This is a genomic window from Streptomyces sp. NPDC042002, from assembly GCF_055588305.1.
In genome coordinates this window covers 49,519-69,323 of the sequence record NZ_JBVJCT010000015.1, presented here as the reverse complement: position 1 = coordinate 69,323, position 19,805 = coordinate 49,519, and the positions used below count along the sequence as shown (strand labels likewise).

Annotated in this window: 21 protein-coding genes; 16 read left to right on the top strand and 5 right to left on the bottom strand. The window is 66.6% G+C overall.

The annotated features are described in order from the left end of the window. Positions 1-195 precede the first annotated feature (195 nt). Together ACZ6KY_RS22675 and ppdK are read left to right on the top strand one after the other, a co-directional pair. Entirely contained in the window at positions 196-1,398 is a 1,203-nt protein-coding gene (locus tag ACZ6KY_RS22675; RefSeq protein ID WP_469312098.1) for an ROK family transcriptional regulator, read from the top strand. A gap of 527 nt (positions 1,399-1,925) precedes the next feature. Next, positions 1,926-4,667 carry a pyruvate, phosphate dikinase gene (gene ppdK, locus ACZ6KY_RS22670; protein ID WP_469312097.1) on the top strand — a complete coding sequence of 914 codons (2,742 nt, stop codon included), beginning with the start codon at positions 1,926-1,928 and terminating at the stop codon, positions 4,665-4,667. Between the two features lie 247 nt (positions 4,668-4,914). Here ppdK and ACZ6KY_RS22665 read toward each other — a convergent pair whose 3' ends face one another. Then, the gene (locus tag ACZ6KY_RS22665; protein WP_469312096.1) at positions 4,915-5,196 is read right to left on the bottom strand and encodes a hypothetical protein; all 282 of its coding nucleotides are present in this window, start codon (positions 5,194-5,196) and stop codon (positions 4,915-4,917) included. A gap of 291 nt (positions 5,197-5,487) precedes the next feature. Here ACZ6KY_RS22665 and ACZ6KY_RS22660 point away from each other — a divergent pair, with 291 nt between their 5' ends. The 4 genes from ACZ6KY_RS22660 (at position 5,488) to ACZ6KY_RS22645 (ending at position 9,046) form a co-directional block, all read left to right on the top strand. After that, positions 5,488-5,610: a hypothetical protein gene (locus ACZ6KY_RS22660; protein ID WP_469312095.1), complete on the top strand. Its 123-nt coding sequence runs from the start codon at positions 5,488-5,490 to the stop codon at positions 5,608-5,610. 311 nt (positions 5,611-5,921) lie between these two features. Next, on the top strand, positions 5,922-7,415 hold the full coding sequence (locus ACZ6KY_RS22655) for an AAA family ATPase (RefSeq protein ID WP_469312094.1): 1,494 nt from the start codon (positions 5,922-5,924) through the stop codon (positions 7,413-7,415). Between the two features lie 89 nt (positions 7,416-7,504). After that, entirely contained in the window at positions 7,505-8,380 is an 876-nt protein-coding gene (locus tag ACZ6KY_RS22650; protein WP_469312093.1) for a hypothetical protein, read from the top strand. 21 nt (positions 8,381-8,401) lie between these two features. Further along, positions 8,402-9,046 (top strand): HAD family hydrolase, encoded by a 645-nt coding sequence (locus ACZ6KY_RS22645; RefSeq protein WP_469312092.1) that lies wholly within the window; start codon positions 8,402-8,404, stop codon positions 9,044-9,046. Here ACZ6KY_RS22645 and ACZ6KY_RS22640 read toward each other — a convergent pair. From ACZ6KY_RS22640 to ACZ6KY_RS22625, 4 genes are all read right to left on the bottom strand, one after another. Beyond that, positions 9,043-9,894, bottom strand: a complete 852-nt coding sequence (locus tag ACZ6KY_RS22640) for an NAD(P)-dependent oxidoreductase (RefSeq protein ID WP_469312091.1) — start codon at positions 9,892-9,894, stop codon at positions 9,043-9,045. The two genes, ACZ6KY_RS22645 and ACZ6KY_RS22640, sit on opposite strands and share 4 nt — an antisense overlap. Further along, positions 9,891-10,478: a guanylate kinase gene (locus tag ACZ6KY_RS22635; RefSeq protein WP_469312090.1), complete on the bottom strand. Its 588-nt coding sequence runs from the start codon at positions 10,476-10,478 to the stop codon at positions 9,891-9,893. The genes ACZ6KY_RS22640 and ACZ6KY_RS22635 overlap by 4 nt, the downstream gene beginning before the upstream one ends. After that, positions 10,475-11,497 carry a P-loop nucleotide/nucleoside kinase family protein gene (locus tag ACZ6KY_RS22630; RefSeq protein ID WP_469312089.1) on the bottom strand — a complete coding sequence of 341 codons (1,023 nt, stop codon included), beginning with the start codon at positions 11,495-11,497 and terminating at the stop codon, positions 10,475-10,477. The genes ACZ6KY_RS22635 and ACZ6KY_RS22630 overlap by 4 nt, the downstream gene beginning before the upstream one ends. A 233-nt stretch (positions 11,498-11,730) precedes the next feature. Beyond that, positions 11,731-12,081, bottom strand: a complete 351-nt coding sequence (locus tag ACZ6KY_RS22625) for a GntR family transcriptional regulator (RefSeq protein WP_469312181.1) — start codon at positions 12,079-12,081, stop codon at positions 11,731-11,733. Between the two features lie 443 nt (positions 12,082-12,524). Between ACZ6KY_RS22625 and ACZ6KY_RS22620 the strand changes: the two genes are divergently transcribed. The 10 genes from ACZ6KY_RS22620 to ACZ6KY_RS22575 all read left to right on the top strand — a co-directional run bounded on the left by ACZ6KY_RS22620 (position 12,525) and on the right by ACZ6KY_RS22575 (position 19,617). After that, positions 12,525-12,689 (top strand): hypothetical protein, encoded by a 165-nt coding sequence (locus ACZ6KY_RS22620; RefSeq protein ID WP_469312088.1) that lies wholly within the window; start codon positions 12,525-12,527, stop codon positions 12,687-12,689. Positions 12,690-12,849: 160 nt separating this feature from the next. Next, a complete protein-coding gene (locus ACZ6KY_RS22615; protein ID WP_469312180.1) occupies positions 12,850-13,140 on the top strand; it encodes a hypothetical protein in 291 nt (96 codons plus the stop codon). Further along, complete coding sequence (locus ACZ6KY_RS22610) at positions 13,137-14,252, top strand: conjugal transfer protein (RefSeq protein WP_469312087.1); 1,116 nt, start codon at positions 13,137-13,139, stop codon at positions 14,250-14,252. Before ACZ6KY_RS22615 ends, ACZ6KY_RS22610 begins: the two co-directional genes overlap by 4 nt. Then, positions 14,249-14,863 (top strand): GGDEF domain-containing protein, encoded by a 615-nt coding sequence (locus ACZ6KY_RS22605; RefSeq protein ID WP_469312086.1) that lies wholly within the window; start codon positions 14,249-14,251, stop codon positions 14,861-14,863. The genes ACZ6KY_RS22610 and ACZ6KY_RS22605 overlap by 4 nt, the downstream gene beginning before the upstream one ends. Continuing rightward, the gene (locus ACZ6KY_RS22600; RefSeq protein WP_469312085.1) at positions 14,860-15,201 is read left to right on the top strand and encodes an RRQRL motif-containing zinc-binding protein; all 342 of its coding nucleotides are present in this window, start codon (positions 14,860-14,862) and stop codon (positions 15,199-15,201) included. Before ACZ6KY_RS22605 ends, ACZ6KY_RS22600 begins: the two co-directional genes overlap by 4 nt. A gap of 86 nt (positions 15,202-15,287) precedes the next feature. Beyond that, positions 15,288-17,519 carry a cell division protein FtsK gene (locus ACZ6KY_RS22595; protein WP_469312084.1) on the top strand — a complete coding sequence of 744 codons (2,232 nt, stop codon included), beginning with the start codon at positions 15,288-15,290 and terminating at the stop codon, positions 17,517-17,519. Positions 17,520-17,660: 141 nt separating this feature from the next. Continuing rightward, positions 17,661-17,912: a hypothetical protein gene (locus ACZ6KY_RS22590; protein ID WP_469312083.1), complete on the top strand. Its 252-nt coding sequence runs from the start codon at positions 17,661-17,663 to the stop codon at positions 17,910-17,912. Positions 17,913-17,931: 19 nt separating this feature from the next. Then, a complete protein-coding gene (locus tag ACZ6KY_RS22585; RefSeq protein ID WP_469312082.1) occupies positions 17,932-18,126 on the top strand; it encodes a hypothetical protein in 195 nt (64 codons plus the stop codon). Between the two features lie 14 nt (positions 18,127-18,140). Then, positions 18,141-18,611, top strand: coding sequence for a hypothetical protein (locus ACZ6KY_RS22580; protein WP_469312081.1), 471 nt, complete (start codon positions 18,141-18,143; stop codon positions 18,609-18,611). A 91-nt stretch (positions 18,612-18,702) separates the two neighbouring features. Continuing rightward, a complete protein-coding gene (locus ACZ6KY_RS22575) occupies positions 18,703-19,617 on the top strand; it encodes a bifunctional DNA primase/polymerase (protein WP_469312080.1) in 915 nt (304 codons plus the stop codon). Positions 19,618-19,805 lie beyond the last annotated feature (188 nt).

Genomic DNA, 19,805 nt, shown 5'->3' with positions numbered 1-19,805 from the left:
GGGGGTGATGGGCCCCCTGCGCAGGGCGGTGAGCTGGGTTGTGCTGTCCACTCAGGTCTCCCCGAAGACGTCCGACCGGCCAGTTCGGCAGTAGCTGCCGTAGGGTTACGTCTATTTAACACGCAAAACTCAATATGTAATGCAGAGTTGGGGAACGCAAGAGGGTGCGCATGACAGAAAAGGGCGGGGAGGACCGTGAAGACCGGTAACCAGGCAAGCTCCGGAGAACTGCTCGAACTGGTGCGCAGCGGCCGGGCGACCACGCGCGGGGCGCTCCAGCGGGCCACCGGTCTGTCGCGGGCCACGGTCGGCCAGCGCCTGGACCGGCTGTTCCGCGCGGGCTGGCTCCGCGAGGGGGCCGGCGGCCCCGTCGACTCCCCGCTCGGCGGCCGCCCCTCCATCACCCTGGAGTTCGACGACGAGCACGCCGTCGTCCTCGCCGCCGACCTCGACACCCGGCACGGCCGGGCCGCCGTCCTCACCCTGACCGGGGAGATCCTCGCCGAGCACGGGGGACCCCTGGTGATCGACGACGGCCCCGAGGCGGTGCTCGGCGAGCTCGGACGCTGGTTCGCCGAGCTGCTGGAGAAGTCCGGGCGGCACGCCGACGCCGTCTGCGGCATCGGGCTCGCGGTGCCGGGCCCGGTCGACAGCGACACCGGCCGCGTGGTGCAGCCGCCGATCATGCCGGGCTGGGACGGCTACGACATACGGGGCCGGCTGGGCCGCGCCTTCGCCGAGCACGCGGGCACCGGCGCCGCTCGCGTACCGGTGCTCGTCGACAACGACGCGAACCTCATGGCGTACGGGGAGCAGCGCGCCGGCTATCCGGACTGCTCGGCGTTCGCGCTGGTCAAGGTCTCCACCGGTATCGGCGCGGGCATGGTCGTCGGCGGCACGGTCTACCGGGGCGTCGACGGCGGGGCCGGCGACATCGGGCACATCCGGGTGGGCGCCGACGCGCTGTGCCGGTGCGGCTCGTACGGCTGTCTGGCCGCCGTCGCCAGCGGCGGCGCGGTGGCGCGCCGGCTCGTGGAGTCCGGGGTCCCGGCCTCGTCCGGCTCGGATGTGCGGGACCTGCTGGCGGCCGGGCACCCCGAGGCGATGGCGCTCGCCCGGGAGGCGGGCCGGCAGGTCGGGGACGTCCTGGCCACCGTGGTGACGCTGCTCAACCCGGGCGTACTGATGATCGCCGGGGATCTGGCCGGAACCCCCTTCCTCACGGGTGTCCGCGAGCTCCTCTACCAGCGGGCGCTGCCCCGCTCCACCGCTCATCTGGACGTGGTGACCTCCCGGCTCGGCGAGCGGGCCGGGCTCGTGGGCGCCGGGGCGATGGTCGTGGAGTACCTGTACGCACCGGAGCGGGTCGAGGAGCGGCTGGCGGCCCTCGGCGTCTGACGGGCGCCCGGGCTCCGGGCCGCGCGCCCCGAGGGTCGCCCGTTCAGGGGGCAACCCCTGCGGGGACCGTGGTCCGAGGCCCGCCGTCGCGGGGTCACCCGTGCGGGGTATCGGTGTGTGACATCCGTGTGTCGTGTCCGGATCGTGGTCCGCATGATGAAATCTGGCTTCTCCTGGTGGCGTGATTCTCGCCACCCTTGATAGGGGCCACGCTCAGATGAGCGGATCTTGAGCGGCTGCACTTCCCTAAGGGGTGGCACTCAGTGCCACCCTCTGATCGTTCATCGATTAAACTCAGACGTGTCGAAGCTTGCTCACCTGAGCGTCCGGAGCGATCTATGTGCGTTGATTCGTTCAAGAAGTGAAAACATCGCCGCCCGATGGCTTGCCAAGCCTTGACTTTTGATCTGGTGGCGGACGAGTGGTTACAGGCGCATGACGCGCAAGTGGACGTACCCAGACGCCTTCGATCTGGGTATGTTCCCCGTCGTCAGGGCAGCCACCGCGACGTCGAGGAGTCGAGACTCGTGTCGGAAAACAAAGATCCCCACGTAGCCGAAAGCGGCGTTGGTGGAGCGAAGTTCGTTTATGACTTCACCGAGGGCAACAGGGACCTCAAGGACCTGCTCGGGGGCAAGGGTGCCAACCTCGCCGAAATGACCAACCTGGGACTTCCCGTCCCGCCCGGCTTCACCATCACCACCGAGGCGTGCAAGACCTACCTCGACAGTGGCGAGGAGCCGGCGGCACTGCGTGACGAGGTGAGTGCGCACCTCGACGCCCTCGAAGCCAAGATGGGCAAGAAACTCGGCCAGGCCGACGATCCCCTGCTCGTGTCCGTCCGTTCCGGGGCGAAGTTCTCCATGCCCGGCATGATGGACACCGTCCTGAACATCGGGCTCTCCGACAAGTCCGTCCTGGGCCTCTCGCGGCAGTCCGGCGACGACCGCTTCGCGTGGGACTCGTACCGCCGTCTCATCCAGATGTTCGGCAAGACGGTCCTCGGTGTGGACGGCGAGCTCTTCGAGGAGGCGCTGGAGGCGGCGAAGGTCCTCAAGAAGGTCACCGTCGACACGGACCTCGAAGCGGCCGACCTGAAGAAGCTCGTCACCAAGTTCAAGAAGATCGTCAAGACCGAGGCCGGCCGGGACTTCCCGCAGGACCCGCGTGAGCAGATGGACCTCGCCATCCACGCGGTCTTCGACTCCTGGAACACCGACCGCGCCAAGCTCTACCGCCGCCAGGAGCGCATCCCGCACGACCTCGGCACGGCCGTCAACGTCTGTTCGATGGTCTTCGGCAACCTCGGCCCCGACTCCGGCACCGGCGTCGCCTTCACCCGCGACCCCGCCTCCGGCCACCAGGGCGTGTACGGCGACTACCTGCAGAACGCCCAGGGCGAGGACGTCGTCGCCGGTATCCGCAACACGGTCCCGCTCGCCGAGCTGGAGTCGATCGACAAGAAGTCGTACGACCAGCTCATGCAGATCATGGAGACCCTGGAGAACCACTACAAGGATCTCTGCGACATCGAGTTCACCATCGAGCGCGGCCAGCTCTGGATGCTCCAGACCCGCGTCGGCAAGCGCACGGCGGGCGCGGCCTTCCGCATCGCCACGCAGCTCGTGGACCAGGGCCTGATCGACGAGGCCGAGGCGCTCCAGCGGGTCACGGGCGCCCAGCTCGCGCAGCTGATGTTCCCGCGCTTCGACGACGAGGCGAAGGTCGACCAGATCGGCCGGGGCATCGCCGCGTCGCCGGGCGCCGCGGTCGGCAAGGCGGTCTTCGACTCGTACACCGCCATCAAGTGGTCCCGTTCCGGCGAGAAGGTCATCCTGATCCGCCGCGAGACCAACCCCGACGACCTCGACGGCATGATCGCGGCCGAGGGCATCCTGACCTCGCGCGGCGGCAAGACCTCGCACGCCGCCGTGGTGGCCCGCGGCATGGGCAAGACCTGTGTCTGCGGCGCGGAGGAGCTGGAGGTCGACACCAAGCGGCGCCGTATGACGGCCCCGGGCGGGATCGTCATCGAGGAGGGCGACGTCGTCTCGATCGACGGCTCCACGGGCAAGGTCTACCGGGGCGAGGTCCCGGTGGTCCCCTCCCCGGTCGTCGAGTACTTCGAGGGCCGCATGCACGCGGGCGCCGACGACGCCGACGAACTGGTCGCCGCGGTGCACCGGATCATGGCCTACGCGGACCGGGTCCGCCGGCTGCGGGTGCGCGCCAACGCCGACAACGCCGAGGACGCGCTGCGCGCCCGCCGCTTCGGAGCGCAGGGCATCGGCCTGTGCCGCACCGAGCACATGTTCCTCGGCGACCGCCGCGAGCTCGTCGAGCGGCTGATCCTCGCGGACACCGACGCGGAGCGCGAGGAGTCCCTGAAGGGGCTCCTGCCGCTCCAGAAGCAGGACTTCGTCGCTCTGTTCGAGGCGATGGACGGCCTCCCGGTGACGGTCCGTCTGCTGGACCCGCCGCTGCACGAGTTCCTGCCGGACATCACCGATCTGTCGGTGCGCGTCGCGCTCGCCGAGTCCCGCAAGGACTCCAACGAGAACGACCTGCGTCTCCTGCAGGCCGTGCACCGGCTGCACGAGCAGAACCCGATGCTGGGCCTGCGCGGTGTGCGCCTCGGCCTGGTCATCCCCGGTCTGTTCACCATGCAGGTACGGGCCATCGCGGAGGCGGCCGCCGAGCGCAAGAACGCCAAGGGCGACCCGCGCGCGGAGATCATGATCCCGCTCGTCGGCACGGTCCAGGAGCTGGAGATCGTCCGCGAGGAGGCCGACCAGGTCATCGCCGAGGTCGAGGCGGCCACCGGCGTGCACCTGAAGCTGGCCATCGGCACGATGATCGAGCTGCCGCGCGCCGCGCTGACGGCCGGACAGATCGCCGAGGCGGCCGAGTTCTTCTCCTTCGGCACCAACGACCTCACCCAGACGGTGTGGGGCTTCAGCCGCGACGACGTGGAGGCCTCCTTCTTCACCGCGTACCTGGAGAAGGGCATCTTCGGTGTCAGCCCGTTCGAGACGATCGACAAGGACGGCGTCGGCTCCCTGGTGAAGTCCGCGGTCCAGGCCGGCCGCGCGACGCGCCCCGACCTGAAGCTCGGCGTCTGCGGCGAGCACGGCGGCGACCCCGAGTCGGTCCACTTCTTCCACGAGGTGGGACTCGACTACGTCTCCTGCTCCCCCTTCCGGATCCCCGTCGCCCGCCTGGAAGCGGGCCGCGCGGCCTCCACCTCGAAGGGCAGCGACCACCGGTAGAAACCCCGGAGCCCACACCGGTCACCTCACCCTCACCGACCGGCGACGGGCCCCGGCATCCAGAACGAAGGGGCGGCACCCTGTGCGGGGGTGCCGCCCCTTCGGGCATGGTCTGCGGGGGCTGTCAAGCTACGTCGCTGAGCAGGCAAGTTGGCGTTTGCTGGGGTTGGTTGCCGTTGGACCCGCGTGGAGCCGTTGTGCCCTCGTTGTGCCCTCCAGGGGTGGCTGTTACCTGCCACGGCACTAACTAGGGCTTCTTCGGCCTGCACTTGCGACACGGGACAAGTCCCGCCTGCAGGGCTTCGTACAAGGTGATCTCATCCGGCCGGTCCCCCGGCCGGCACCGCGCGTCCAGGCCTGTGTGGTAGACGGTGCCTCGCCCCATCGGTCCACTGGGCGCCTGCCACCACTTCGACACGGCCACCTTCGTGTCCAGGTGGTCCAGTTGCCGCTGTACCTTCTCCAGCTCAGCCCGCAGCTCCTGCTGGCGTTCCTGTAGTTGTATCCGTGCTGCGCTGGCGGTCTCCATCTGACGTTCGATCCTCTCGCAGTCAGGGCGCCGGATCGCGGCGGCGCTCGCCTGAAACTACATCGACGAGCCTTGCGGGGAGGGCGAGTTGGCCAGTGATCGCCCGTGCTGCTTCTGATGTGTGCTTATCGGGAACTAGGCTCGTAAGGCTGGTGTGTTCTGACGCTTGGTGGTGTCCCGAGCGGGGGAGCTAGCACATAGATCCGCCGGAGGGACAGGGGGAAAGGGAGGGCCACGGATGCCGGATCAAAGCGTGACGGGAGCTACGCGGAGAGCAAGGCAGACGCGGCGGTGGGCCGGACGGGGGACGAGGACCGAACCGACGCCGTCGGGGAGGGCCTGGCAACCATCGCTTACGCCCTGCTCGACGTCGCCGCCGCGATCCGCGAGAACGCTGAAGCCCGGCAGCAGTAGCAGCGGCGACGAGCCCCGTATGTGTGCAAGGGCCCGTCTCGCGAGGGCTGCTACGCGCGGGTTGGTTGTGGGGCGACTGGGCGCTGGCCGACCACCACTGGCGCCCTGACCGCATGCGGTGAGGCCGTGACACTAAAGCCGTTGGCACCGGCATCTGCCGACTGCAGCACGAGATTGCGCGCCAGCAGTGTGGTCAGGACCGGGAGATCACGATCGAGGTGTGCAAAGTCCCCACTTGACCGGGTATTCAAAGCTAGGCTCCGTTACATGACTTACATGTCGGGCGCCACCCTCAGACTCCAGGACTTCTCATGATGGGCGAGGAAAGTGCTCTCGTCTCCTCTCTGGAGATCCATGGACTCTTCGGGAGTAAATATCTTCCTGTTGATTTCACAGGGGAAGAAAGTGGCAATTCTAAAGGTCGACGACTCTCCCTCCTCTACGGCAACAATGGCAGCGGCAAGACAACCGTCCTCAAGCTACTTTGGCACGCACTTTCCCCATCTGATACAGAAAGTCATCGAACTGAGATCGGAAAGACGCCATTCGAACGCTTCACGATCCATTTGTGTAGCGGCGATATTATCAATTTCGTAAAAACGAACGGATTGGTCGGTGGCTTCACTGTCACTGTCTCCAGAGGAGAAAAGCGGGTAGTCGAGCAAGTCTATCGGGAAGCGCCGGACGGGGAAGCCGTAATTCCGGTTCCTATTCTCCCGGAAGCAACTGTTCAGATCTTGCATCAGAAGCCACTCTTCGAACTTGATGAAAGTTCAATGGCGGGCATCGAGATTATTCGGTCGGAGACAGAGTGGAGGGAAGTAGATGTGCGTCCAGACATGCGGTTCTCGCTTAGTGCGGGAAACGCGCGGGCGAGGGAAAGGCGGCCGGATGCCTTTGTCAGGTATCTGAAAGGCTTGGGTACCGGGCCCTATATGCTCGCAGACGATCGAAGAATCTACGGCGATGCTATCGAGCGAATGAATCGACGTCGGAGTCGGCGGCATGTGGAAATGGAGGAGAATGTAGACCGTCAAAACGGGGGCGGTGTAACGGCGGAGCTGGCGATCGCCCTCGCACGTACGCATGAAATGATCCAAAAAATGGTTATCACTGGCAACGTGTCCGGGTCCAGGGGGTCGAATACTGTCTACCTAGGAATCCTCGAAACGATCGCGCAAAGCAACTCTTCCGGCGCCAATCCGGTTACACGACAAGAGCTTACGGATAAGCTCAAAGAAATTGCAGAAAGAACTAAAGAATACAGCACTTATGGTCTTATGCCGAACCTCAAAGAGGACTCATTCCTCGATGTTCTTCGCCGAACCCCAGACCAGCAGCTTGGGGTAGCTGATGCTGTGATGCAACCTTTCTTGGAAGCGCAAGAAGCCCGTCTGGATGCGTTGAGCGGGGTCGTACGGCTACTTTCCACCCTGACACAGGAAGTGAATAGGTTCTTCGAGAGTAGTGGGAAGAGGGTTCGATATAAGACTCAAGCAGGACTTAGAGTTCTTTCTAGCGATGGTCAAGCGCTTCAGCCGGAGAGTCTTTCATCCGGTGAGCGTCAAATCCTGCTCTTGCTCCTGAATACTGTTCTCGCTCGGCAGAGCACGCGCCTCTTCTTGATTGACGAGCCTGAACTTAGCCTTAACGTGAAATGGCAGCGGCAGCTAATGAATGCGCTACTGTCGCTTACCGAGGGGTCGCCGGTTCAATTTATCGTTGCCACTCACTCCATTGAAGTTATTACGGGTCATCGAGACTCTCTTGCGCCGGTAGCTCCCCGAGAACTTGACGAAGACTAATTGCCGTTGTACTCGCGTTTCCAGAGGGGGATTCGTTGCAGGCGGAGGCTTACCGCAGAACGGTAGATGAATTGATCACCCTGTACCAGGTGGAGCCCGACGTGCGGGACATCTATACGGAGGGGAGATCGGACAGGAACTTTATCCGAGAAAATGTCTTGGGTAATGACGCACCTGCCCTCTGCAACGTGTATGCGGTATCGGATCGTGTGGAAATCTCTGACGCAGAGCTAATGAGCGCAGGTCTCCTAGTTGGACAGCGTGGACGAATTGTTTGGCTTGCTCAAAAGCTCGCCGACAGAATTCCGGAGCACTCGGCTGTAGCACTAATCGCTGACAAGGATTTTGCTAGCCTGCAGAAAGATCCAAATTCGGAGATTCGCGGTCTTCTTTATACTGACTATTCTTCCATGGAAGCCTATGCCTTAAATGATCGAACGCTTTCGAAGCTACTACGTGTGTCTCTCGGAGCGCCCGACTACATCACGCCCGCGAGCCTGATATCGGCGATTAGGCCAGCTTTGCTAGCCCTCTTTCTGATTCGATTGTGTCTCAGAGAAAGCGGTGTCGGCGTCACCTTGTCGGAAAACGTGCTGAATAAGTGGGATCTCGATGATCACTCCGAAGCGAAAATCAAAGAAGTATTCCGTTTGACGCTGAACCTGGTCCCTCGTGATGAACGAGAAGGACATACGCCTGATTCCCTCTATTCGGAATATTCTGCATATCGCGATAAAGTCGGTGACGAATTTCGAGACTACATCAGAGGGCATGATGTGAGCTTGGCAATCGTTCGGTTCATGAAAAACGAGTGCGGGCAGGTCTTCAATTCGGACGCTGGGCGTCATCTTCGCGTTCCGGAAGTGCTGGAAGTGGTAATGATGTCCTGTGTGGAAAGAGTTCAGCTAGAAGGCGAGCCAATGTTTCGGGCGCTAGCAAAATGGGTTAGCTCTGGCCAGTGGTGACCCATCGCGTAGCGTTGCGGTGTGCTGGCACTCTTTGACCTGGACAACACTCTGATCGACCGTAGCGGGGTCCTTGAGGACTGGGCTCGCGGTTTCACGCGTTCGCGTCGGTTGCCACACGAGGCGGAGTTTGCCATCTGCAGTCGACTCCGGGAGCGGGCCTACCCGGCAGACTTCGTGGACCTTCGAGAGAGGCTTGGTCTCAGGGACGATCCGGGCGATCTCTGGCGCGAATACGTCGACGGTGTCGCCCGTTCGGTGCGATGTTTCCCCGGAGTTCTAGAAGGGCTCGCCGCCTTGCGCGGTGCGGGGTGGTTCCTCGGGGTCGCGACGAACGGCGCGGTCGACATCCAGCGCGCCAAGCTCGAAGCGGCCGGCCTTGCACCGCTCTTCGACGGCATCTGTATCTCGGAGGCCGTAGGAGCTCGAAAGCCGGAGCGCAGCCATTTTGAGGCTGCCGCTGCCGAGTGTGGTCTCCCGCTGAGCGCCGAGGGATGGATGGTGGGTGACAACCCCGCCACAGACATCGGAGGGGCAACCGCAGTGGGGCTGCGCACGGTCTGGGTGGCTGGCGGCCGTCAATGGGCCGATGGCCTCCGCAAGCCTGACGTCGTGGTGCAGTATGTCGCGGAGGCCATCGAGCTACTGCGAGAGCTGACGATCTAGGTGGGATCGCACTGTGGACCCTTGTGCAACTCATCCAGCACGAGAGCGAGATCCGGTGACGTGTCCTTGAGCCCTGTCCACCGATCCATCACGGTGGCCGCGGCGTCAGCCAGGTCGGTGGGAAGGCCGGCCTCTTCAAGGGCATGCGCGGCTTCCCGCATTTCTGGTCCCCAGCGCCATGACCGCGCGGCGACCTTCGAGAAGTACGCGGTCTCTGCGAGGTAGTTGGTCGTACGTCCTTGGGCGATGTCCAGTAGCTCCGCCTCCACCCCGTGGTCACTGGCGAGGGCGTGGGCAACGGCGGCCAGTGCGCGGCTGGCTTTTTGGTAACTGCTGTACGACAGCTTGAGGGCGGATGCCTTCCCGATCCCGCCCGACAGGAGACGCGTCTGCACGGCGCTTCCGGCGAAGAGCTGGACGACTGCCGACAGGGCCTCGGTCGGTCCAGCGAGGTAGAGGCGAGGGCTCTTCGAATCCGACGGCGGAGACCCGATCACGGAGCCGTCGACCACAAGCGCCCCGGAGCGCAGCAAGATGCCACCGATGTTGGCCATCGTTGTGGGGGAGACGGCGTTCCCGTCAACGTAGATACGGGTGTACGAGCAAGCAGCGACGGCCCGCGCCACGTCTTCCGCGGCGGCTGGCGGACACAGACTCAGGATGACGTCGACCCGCTCGGTCATCTCGCTCAGGGTTCGCACCGGAGTGAGCCCGTATCGCTCGGCACGTTCCCCGGTGCCCGCACTGCGTCCGTCCGGGCACCACAGAACCTCAGCACCGGAACGCAGAGCCTGGGCGGCTACGGCTGCTCCCATGCTGCCGGGGTGCAGGACTCCGAGCGTGGTCATCCGACGAACTCTCGGACGTTCCGGATCTCGGCTGAGGCGGTGGCCGTGACGGCGTCGATGATGGAGTTGGCCGACTCGGTTGGGCTGAGTCGATCGGTCCGGAGTGCGAGGGTCCACGGTTCTGTTTCGTGGGCCAACACGTCCTCTCGGGTCTCATGCCAGACCTTGATCCGTGCGTCTACGTCCTTGTCTTTGCGGCCGATGGAACGTGCCTCGGTGACGTCCAGTGGGCACCACAGGAGTACCCGAATCCAGTGCAGGGGGAAGGCTGCCGCCGCGTCAACGCCGACGACTTGCCCCATATGAAGAACAGGAATGCGGCCATCATTGACCAGGGCAGTGATCCCTTGCCGGTCGATGGCGTACTCGGCGTCGTAGCGGGCGTTCCGGTACAGGAGATCTCCCGCGCGGGAGAGGTCTTCGATGTGGTCGGTGGTCGTGAGCCGGTAGCCCGTTGTTCGCCCTGGTCCAGCCTTGAGCCGCTGGTAGAGCGCGAAATGCCGACGAATTCGGGTCAGTTCACTGGTGATGGTGTCCTTGCCGGCACCGGGGGGCCCGTACAGGATCACGCCGAACGACGTCACAGATCACCGCCGCTCAGCACATCGCGTGCTTCGTCGACCAGGGCGACGGCCGCGCCGAGGCGGTTGTCGACTACGAAGTGGGGACCCTGAGGGCGCAACTCCAAGTTGAGTGACGATACGTACTCGTCCCACGCTTCCATCTTCCAGGCGTCACGGGCCGCGCCACGGAACTCGATGTACTCCCGCATAGATTCGGGGTCGCATTGAACCCAGATCGTCGCGACGGAAACCCGCTTCGAGCGGCACCGGTTCTGGAATCGCTGCATCCAGTCGGCTTGCGAAAACTCGGAAACGAATGGGGCGTCAAGGATGGTGGAAATCCCGCAGTCCACATTATCCCAAGCCGCTTCCATGAGGCAGCGATATTCAAAGGGGCGGACTTTTTCGCGGTAGAGGTCAGAACTCCGGTCGTGTGCTTCCCCGCCGAGTGCAATCAGGAGTTGGTCGACGAGGGGGCGAGTCAAGGAGTCCTTGTCGAGGATTGGCCACCCGGTCAGACTTCCTAGAAACTTCGCGAACTCGGACTTCCCGGAACCGGCGAACCCGCCAACCAGTACAACCGTGGGGCCGTCGGTGACGCCACCGCCCGTCCGGCGTCGCCATGCGTCGATTACGCGGTTTGTGAGTGCTTCGCTGTCGGCATCGTCCGTGCCGGACCGGATGCTGCTGAGTGCCTGCCGTACGGCTTGGGGCTGTTCGTCGTGCGTCTGTACTCGTGGGGCGGGAAGGTGCGCGGCGACGGATTCCACGGGGGCATCCTCTCCGGGCAGGGCTCGACGGAAGCCAAGTTGCGCTTCATTGCGTCGATAGAGTCGGCAGTAGGCCCGTCGATAATGCGGACCAGGGTAAACCGACCCTTTCTCGTGGCCCCAGATGGTTTGGAAATTCGCGGCAATATTGAAGCCGTGACGTTCCGCTAATTCACGAAGCTTTTCCCCCGTGTCTTCCAGGGTTAGCCCGATCTGTTCGCGATGCTTGCGAAGAAGTTCAGGGTTCCAATCTGGGTGCTGCCGAGCCATCTGCCCCTCCTAGATAGTTACTCGGAGCCGTGAGTGTAGCGGTCCGAGTAGGTCCATGAAACATCGTGATAGAGCATGTGTAAGCGGATGTGCAAAAGTCTCGGGAATTTCTCGCGTAGTGGTACGTGATACAGATTTTCGAGCTGCGGCTGTGAACTAGTGCACACACCGAACGAGGAGTGCACATGACCCGCGCCACGGCCGCAGAGGCTTCACCCCAGCTTTGTCGAGGTTCAGCTTCCTTCGAGAGTTGCGACCCGTCGGCGCAGCTCTACGACCTCGGTGCGCAGCTTCTTGACTTCCTCGCGCAGTTCCGTCACAGCCCCGGCCGGATCGGCGAGCTGTGCAGTGCGCGCGGCGTCCGGGGTCAGGAATGCTCCCTTGCCCTGGTGGCTCACGGCGAGGCCGTCTGTGGTCAGTTGGCGGATCGCGCCGCGGGCAACGGTCACGGTGACGCTGTAGCGCTCCTGGATCTGAGCCAGAGAGGGAAGCTGTCCGGTCTCGGTGAACTCGTCATCCCCGATTCGTCGCCGTAGGTCGTCGGCCACCTGTTGGTAGGCGAATTTGCCGGTCCACTCGACCATCTGCACCCCAAGCCTCGTCTCTGCCTCTGCCTCATAGTGCCCCTGCCTCAGAGGTAGAACCAGCGCCCCACGCTGCTTGTTCCGTGAGAGCACTTGACGCACTCTGCCTCAGAGTGCACTCTGAGGCAGAGTTGAAGGGATTCGCTCCCTACGGGGAGGTGCGTCTCAGTACCCCGCTTGACCTGCGTAAACAGCGCCCGGATGCACGGCCCGGAGTCAGCGCTGCGAAGAACTCAAGAGAGTGCCGACCCAGCTACCTGAACACGGGTGGTCGATGGGTGCGGGTCACCATCCCGACCGCCCATGTCGGGCCGGGTGACCTGCCCAGATCCGCCCTTTGTGGCGGTGAGTGGCATAGCTCGATCTGAATTCCGCAGCACCTTCGCGGGGGCCAGCCCTTCGCTACACGACCACTCCAATCGCCAAGCACAGAGGAGAAGCACATGGGTGACAGCCAGAGCGGCGCCGTCTTCAACTTCGGCGACGGCGCCATCACGTTCGGCGGCTCCGTGGTCCTCGGTGACCAGGTGGCCGTCGCCGGCGGCATTGTCCACGGCGACGTCGTCATGGGCGCCAGCGCCAACATCCAGGACGACGACAACGAGTAGAGCCACTGCACGACAAACGCCCCGGCCAGCCGCGAGGTGGCGGATCGAATCCGCCCCGGGGCACTGCACATTCCGGTGCGGCGGCACTCCCGGACAAGGACAGCCCGCCGTTTCCGGCCTCCATCCCGACGTACCTGAAATGGAGAGATCCACCATGCGTATGCGCACCTTCGTCGCTGGCCAGGAAGCGCACGGCGACATCGAGTTCGCGGAACTGGCGCTCGGTATCGACATCGACCTGTTCCGGGGCCCGTTGGAGTTCGAGACGGACGGCGAGCGTGCCGCCCGTGAGGACGCGGCCCGTGACGTCCTCGCCGACCTGCGTGCGGAGGCAGAGGCTGGTGACGAGATCGCCGGTTGGGACGCCCTGTACGCGGACGCGCTGACCCGTACGGTGCCGTTCCTGCGCTCCGTTCGCGGTTTCCGGTCGGGGGCGGGGGAAGCGGCATGAACGAGCCCCGCAAGTCTCTGACGAAAGTTCAGATCGGTGTTCTGACGGCCGCGTTCGTGCCGATGCTCGCCACGGGTGTGGTCGGCGGGATCGGTACGTACAGCAACATCGGGCACGCCTACGGCACGGGGACCGCGCTCGGTGCGCTCGGTGCCGGTGAGGGTGCCACGGCCGTGCTCGCCCTGGTTCTGCTGGGGCTGACGATGCTGGGCCAGTCCTCGCCGCGCGTCGTGCGGGTGGGGCTGTGGGCGTTGCCGGCCGCCGCCGCCGTCATGGGCGCCATGGCCGCGCCGGACCCGGGGCGGACCGTGATCTACGCGCTGACCCCGATGGGCATGTCCGTGTCGGCGGAGGGCATGGCGTTTCTCGCTCGCCGGATCGTCGTGCACACCGATGGTCGGGACGCGGAGAACGAGCGGCGTACCGCCGACATCGTGCAGGCTCTCGCCTACCACCGGGCCCGTGCCGCACACCATCAGGTCGACCGGGTCCGGAAGCGCTCCGATCGGGCGTCGTGGCGTCTGGCCCGCAAGGTCGGGGTCGGGGACGCGGCTCTTGGATCGAGGCTGCTGGACGTTCAGCGCGACCGGATCGCGGACGGTGCGGATGCTGCGCTCGCCTCGATGTTCGGCACGAGCACCCCGACCCTTCCTGTAGTCACAAATGCGGAGGAATTTTCCGAAGGTAGTCGAGAACGGTCTACCTCTGACCTGCCCGAATCGGGCACGCCGACGGTCGTTCTGACGCGGCTCACGGTGCCGGACCCGGTGCCGGTCGACCTCGGTAAATCGGCCGGCATGAAGTCGATGTCCGCCGTCGTCCCGGTGGTGAAGCCGGTCCCGATCGCCCCGGCTCCCGCTCGTTCGGTCTCAGCTGCGGCGCACGCGCCGCGTCGGGCGACGGGTCGCGTCCCGGTCGCTGCCAAGTCTCCTCGCACCCGCCGTACTCCCGATCAGCTAATGGCGGAGGCGCGGAAGGCGACGGACGGATGGGCGGACGCTGAGGTGACCGGGGAGGGCATCCGTCGGGCCCTGCGTACCTCGCCGGCGAACGCCCGCATGCTGCGTGACGCCCTGCTCGCTGAGCGCGCCGTCGGGGCGGTGGCGCCGTGAACACTCTCGCCGCCCTCTTACCGGCCGTGCCCGCTCTTGGGTGGGCGGTACATGTCCGGTGGTTGCACGGACGTCTGACGGCTGCTCGCCGTGACCCGCTCACCGGGTTGTGGACGCGGGACGCGTTCACCCGTCGGGGCCGCTGCCTGTTGCGCGACCCGCGCGCCGTGGTCGTGCTGGCGGACGTCGACCGCTTCAAGCGGATCAACGACACCCACGGGCATGCGGCCGGTGACGTGCTGCTGACTACGGTGGCGGCCCGGCTCGCCCACGGCGCCGGCCCCGGTGGTGTCGTGGGTCGGTTGGGCGGGGACGAGTTCGCCGCCGTCGTGATCGACCGAGACGGCACGGTCGCCGATCGGCTGGACATCCTCGCCCGGGTCCTCGCCCGACCGGTCGACACCGCCCCGGACGTTCACACCACGGTGTCCCTTGGGTGGGTGCGGGCCGTTGACCACCCGGGTGAGGACCTGTCGGCGCTGATGCGTCGCGCGGATGAGGCGATGTACGCGGCCAAACGGTCCGGGCGTTCTGGCTCTCGCCGCGCCCGGCTCGGGCGGCTGCTCGGGTCGGTCGCCGGTCGCCGGTCCGGCCGACGTGGCGCGGCGTGAGCACGCTGCCGGTCTTCCGGTGGCACCTCGCCCCGGACGGCTACGCCACCCGCCGCCAACTGCGGGCCCGGAACCTGCGGCCCGGTGGTCAGGACGTCGCCGCTCAGCTCGAACGCCCGCGGCGGCGGGGACGTCCGCCGCTGGTCGCCTACCTGTATCGCGTCGACCTCGCCGAGCCGGTTCGGCCGATGACGGCCGCGCGGTGGCGGGCTCACGCCGCGATGATGCGTGCCCGTCGCACCTGTCCCGAGTGCCACCGGGATGCCGGATACGTCATCCCGCCCTCGCTCGGATCGTGCGTGACCTGCGCCTATCCCGAGGAACAGCGCGCTGCTTGAACCATCCCCGAAATTCCGGGTCCGGCCGCCCGACCTTCCACAGCAAGCCGGCCGGACCCTTCGACTCCCGAAGGAGTGCGTACATCGTGACCGAGACCACCACCTTCACGCCCGCCGGGGACCCGGAGGGCATCGAGAGGCCAGCGACGGCCGACGTGCTGCCGTTCCCGCTGAAGAAGAAGACCGACCCCGACCCGACCGCCCCGAGCGAGGGCGCGGTGAAACCGGGGGAGTGGGAGGCCGAACTCCCTGACACCGACGACCCGGAGGCCGATGGCCTGACCGACGGGGCGCCGGTCGACCCGCCGCGCGAGGTCTACCCGCCCTCGGCCGCGGAATGGATGCAGGAGCGGGACAAGGCCCGTCTGCCGGTCCTGCCGGACTGGGTCAAGCTCCCTGACCAGCGAACGGCCGTCCGCAAGTGGGCGGTTCGGCACTACTCGGCTGTGGTCGGGTATCACGCGGTCCGGCTGCCGCTGGTCTACACGCCGAAGATCTGCCTGTACGCACCGCGCGGTGCGTGGCGTTGGTCGGCCGCGACCGGCCGGTGGGTGTTCGACGCGGAGGGCAAGGCGTTGCGTCTCGCGGCCGTGGCTGCTGAGGACGCGGCGGAGTACCTGAAGCTGTCGCGGCAGCGCAACGACCGCGTCCGGCTGCGCGGCATCGTCGCGGCCATTGCGTCCATGGTCGGCCTCGCCGCCACGCTGACCCTGTACGTTATGGCGCCGTCGTGGCTGCTCCTGCTGGCCGTCGCCACCCTGACCACCACGCTCGGTGCGGTCGGGGCGCCGGCGGACCGGCCGCTGATCGACATGGCCAAGGTGACGTTCCGCAAGCGGCGGCTGTCCTCGGACATCGTGATCCGCGCGCACGAGGTGGCCGGGCTGACCAGCAAGGATCAGACGGTTGCGTTCCCGCGGCCGATCGGCCGGGACGGCGACGGCTGGCGGGTGGTCGTGGACCTGCCGTACGGCAAGACGTTCGAGGACGCGATGAAGGCGCACGGCCGCCTCGCGTCCGGCATGGACATCGCCCCGACTCAACTCTTCCTGGACAAGGACGAGACGAGCGGTCGGCGGGTGTCGTACTGGATCGCCGACCGTGACCCGCTTGCCGTCCCGTCGGGCAAGTCGCCGCTGCTGGGGGCGACGCGGGTGGACTTCTGGAAGCCGTTCCCGTGGGGCGTGGACGAGCGGGGCAACGCGGTCATGGCGACGCTGCTGTGGCTGTCGCTGCTGGTCGGTGCCGTGCCGCGGCAGGGCAAGACGTTCTCCGCCCGGACGATCGCGCTCGCCGCGGCGCTGGACCCGTACGTCAGGTTGTACGTGTTCGACGGGAAGGCGTCGCCGGACTGGCGCAGGTTCGCGCTGGTCGCGCACCGGATCGGGTTCGGGATCGTGCCGAAGAACGGCATCGACCCGGTGGCGCATCTGCTGACGTCGCTGCGGGAGTTGAAGGCGGACGTCGAGGACCGGTACCACCGGCTGTCCGAACTGCCCTTGCATGTCTGCCCGGAGGGCAAGCTGACCCCGGAGATCAGCCGGGACCGGAAGCTGAACATGCCGCTCACGCTGTTTGTGGTGGACGAGGTGCAGGAGTACCTGACCCACCCCGAGCACGGCAAGGAGATCCTGTCCCTGATGGTCTACCTCGCCCGGGTCGCCCCCGCGGTCGGTGTCTCGGTGATGACGGCGACGCAGAAGCCGGACGACAAGGCTTGCCCGTCCGAGCTGCGTGACCAGCATCAGGCACGGTTCGCGCTGAGGGTCGGCGCCTACCAGGTCTCCGACACCATCCTCGGCGCCGGCTCGTACTCGGAGGGTCTGGACGCGTCCAAGCTCCTGAAGTCCCACAAGGGCGTCGGTCTGCTCAAGGGCATGTCCGACGACTCGGGGATCGTGCGGACCTACCTCGCCGACGGCCGCGACGCGGAGCGCATCCTCACCCGGGCCGCGGCGCTGCGCGAGGCCGAGGGCACCCTGTCCGGCGACGCGGTCGGCGAGGCACCGGCCCCGGAGACGTCCGCGACGATCCTGGACGACGTCGCCGCGGTCCTCGGTAAGGGCGAGGCCAAGGTGTGGTCCGAGACGATCGTGGACCGTCTCGCCGGCCTGCGCCCCGAGACCTACGGGCCGTGGGCGGAGTTGGAGGCCAAGCCGAAGGCGGAAGCGCTCACGGCCGCGCTCAAGCCGTTCGGTATCGGTACCGGGCAGATCAGCCGGCGCATCGACGGCGAACAGGTCAACAAGCGCGGCATCAAGCGCGACGACATCGCCAACGCGATTACGCAGCGCAACCAAAACAGGGACGCCGGATAGGTCTCGGAGGGTGCTACCGGTAGCGGCACACGTCGCTACCGGTAGCAACCCTGCTAGCAACCCAAACCGCTCCTGATCAGGCTGCTAGCGGATAGCGGCCGACCTGCGGAAACCCTCGAAAACCCCTCTGAGAGGCCCCTGATGAGCCTTCCGCTCCTTGCTATCGCATGCCTGCTCGCCGTCACGCTCGGTTATGTCGGTAAGTGCTGGCTGAGCCCGTTCGGCGACTGCCGCAAGTGCCACGGCATGGGCCACGCCTTCAAGACCGACCGCAAGGGCCGGACCCGACGCGGCCGGGACTGCCGCCGCTGCCACGCCACCGGCAAGCGCATACGCGTCGGTCGCTGGATCTACAACCGCGCCGCGCGCACCTACCGCGCCGGCACCCGCTGACCCACGCCGGGAGACACCCGTGGTCCTCACCATCCCCCTTGTCCTGCTGCTCGCGGCCGTCCTTGCCCTGCTGCTGCGCTTCCGTGCCCTCGGCGCCGGTGCGGCCGTCGCCGCCGCGCTCTTCGGCTTCTACCTCGCCGACACCGGCGCCGCCGACACCGTCAACCAACTCGTCACCGCCGTGACCGGCGCCTTCGCCGACACCGGCCGCTAGAGAAGGAGACCGCCGTGAACGGACACGCCCCCGCCCCGCGGACCGACGTGACGGCCGCACCGGCGTACGACCCGGCATCACTGACCCTGTACGCGCCTACCCCGGCCGCCGTCGAACTGGCCGCCGAACGCGGGCCGGTGGTGTGGGTGCCGGACGCCTACGGGCGGATGGTGCCGATGCCCAAGCACCTCGCCCCCGCGCCGATGCTCGCGCCCGAGCCGCGCGACTTGACCCCGCTCCCGCTCCTGGACCCGCTCGCGCAGCGCTTCCTGGGCGCCGGTCTCGGGGGTGGCGCCCTCGCGGCCGGTATCGGGTACGGCGTGGGCGAGGTCGTCAGCGCCGCCGCGGGAATCAGCGGCGGAGCGCTCGTGTGGGTCGCCGTCATCGTCCTCGCCCTGCGCGCGCCCGCCCGGGCGATCAGCGGCGGTAAGGGCAACACGGTCAACATCCGCAAGGCCGTGATCAAGCGCAACCACTTCAACTAGCTGCGCCCGAGGGCGGCGGCACTCCCGGACAAGGACAGCCCACCGCCCTCGGTCTCCGTATCCCGACGTAGCAGAACAGGAGACCTACAGCATGACCGAACTGCGCGTTCTCGGCGAGGGCCCCTCGGTCCCCGGCACCGTAACGACAGAAATCTTGCGGGTCGCCCTCGCCTTAGCGGCGGCCGGTGTCCCGGTCCTGCCCTTGCGGGCGGGGAAGGTCCCGTTCGGCAACTGCCGCACGTGCAAGGAAAACGCGTGTGGCCGACGGCCCAACATGAAGGTGGCGGGCCCTTGCCTGTGCCCTCGGCCGTGCCACGCGTGGGCCGCTGCCACCACCGACTTGCACGTGCTCACCTCGCCCGGGTGGGCGCCGGCGTGGTGTGAGGCGGTCGCCGTGGCCTACCACCCCGGCGGGGCCGGGCTGACCGTGGTCGACCTCGACAACGCGGCGGCCGTCGCATGGGCCCGCGAGACCCTGCCCGCCACCCGCACCGTGCCGACTACGCGGGGCGAACACTGGCTCTACCAGGGCGCCATGCCGTCATCGAACGCCGTCCGGCCCGGGGTCGACATCAAATCGCTCATGCAGTACGCCCGTTGGCTCGGACCCGGCACCGGCCGCATGGCCGTCCTCCCGGTTGCCGTGCGCGCGCTGCTGGAGAAGGAAGAGACCAACCCGCCCCGCGAGGGGTTGGCATCTTCCTTCCCCGCCCCGTGGAGCCGGTCGGTGGCCACCGGGTGTCGCCACACCGAGCGCTACGTCCGCGCCGGACTCGAACGCGGTCTCGCCCTGGTGCGGGCCCGCACTGAATCCGGGGCCGGCTCGCAGGCGTTCGGCGTCGCTCGGTTCCTCGCCGCCCACCACGCCGCATGCCCCGGCCCGTGCGGACTCGCGGCAATCGGCGAGGAGATCGTGGCCGCCGCAGTCTCCGTCGGTGTCCCGGAGCCCTACGCCCGCCGCGCGGTCGCCAACGGCCTTGAGGCGGCCGTGGGGCGTGTCGCATGAACGCAGCATCCCAAACCCCTTCGAACGACCCTCGCGACGCCACCCAGGGCCCCTCACGGCAGACCGTGGGCGGACCGAAGAGTGCCGCCCGTCAGGGCGTCCTTTCTGCCGTTGGCTCTGACCCGCACACGGCCACCGTCACCGGCATCACCCCGGGGCTTCAGATTCAGTGCGATGGCATCGCGGTC

Coding starts and splice junctions, on each gene's coding strand:
- ACZ6KY_RS22615 (WP_469312180.1), top strand. CDS start 12,850: ATGCGCACCTTCGTCGCTGGCCAGGAAGCGCACGGCGACATCGAGTTC.
- ACZ6KY_RS22620 (WP_469312088.1), top strand. CDS start 12,525: ATGGGTGACAGCCAGAGCGGCGCCGTCTTCAACTTCGGCGACGGCGCC.
- ACZ6KY_RS22665 (WP_469312096.1), bottom strand. CDS start 5,196: ATGGAGACCGCCAGCGCAGCACGGATACAACTACAGGAACGCCAGCAG.
- ACZ6KY_RS22630 (WP_469312089.1), bottom strand. CDS start 11,497: ATGGCTCGGCAGCACCCAGATTGGAACCCTGAACTTCTTCGCAAGCAT.
- ACZ6KY_RS22640 (WP_469312091.1), bottom strand. CDS start 9,894: ATGACCACGCTCGGAGTCCTGCACCCCGGCAGCATGGGAGCAGCCGTA.
- ACZ6KY_RS22610 (WP_469312087.1), top strand. CDS start 13,137: ATGAACGAGCCCCGCAAGTCTCTGACGAAAGTTCAGATCGGTGTTCTG.
- ACZ6KY_RS22575 (WP_469312080.1), top strand. CDS start 18,703: ATGACCGAACTGCGCGTTCTCGGCGAGGGCCCCTCGGTCCCCGGCACC.
- ACZ6KY_RS22625 (WP_469312181.1), bottom strand. CDS start 12,081: ATGGTCGAGTGGACCGGCAAATTCGCCTACCAACAGGTGGCCGACGAC.
- ACZ6KY_RS22655 (WP_469312094.1), top strand. CDS start 5,922: ATGATGGGCGAGGAAAGTGCTCTCGTCTCCTCTCTGGAGATCCATGGA.
- ACZ6KY_RS22590 (WP_469312083.1), top strand. CDS start 17,661: ATGAGCCTTCCGCTCCTTGCTATCGCATGCCTGCTCGCCGTCACGCTC.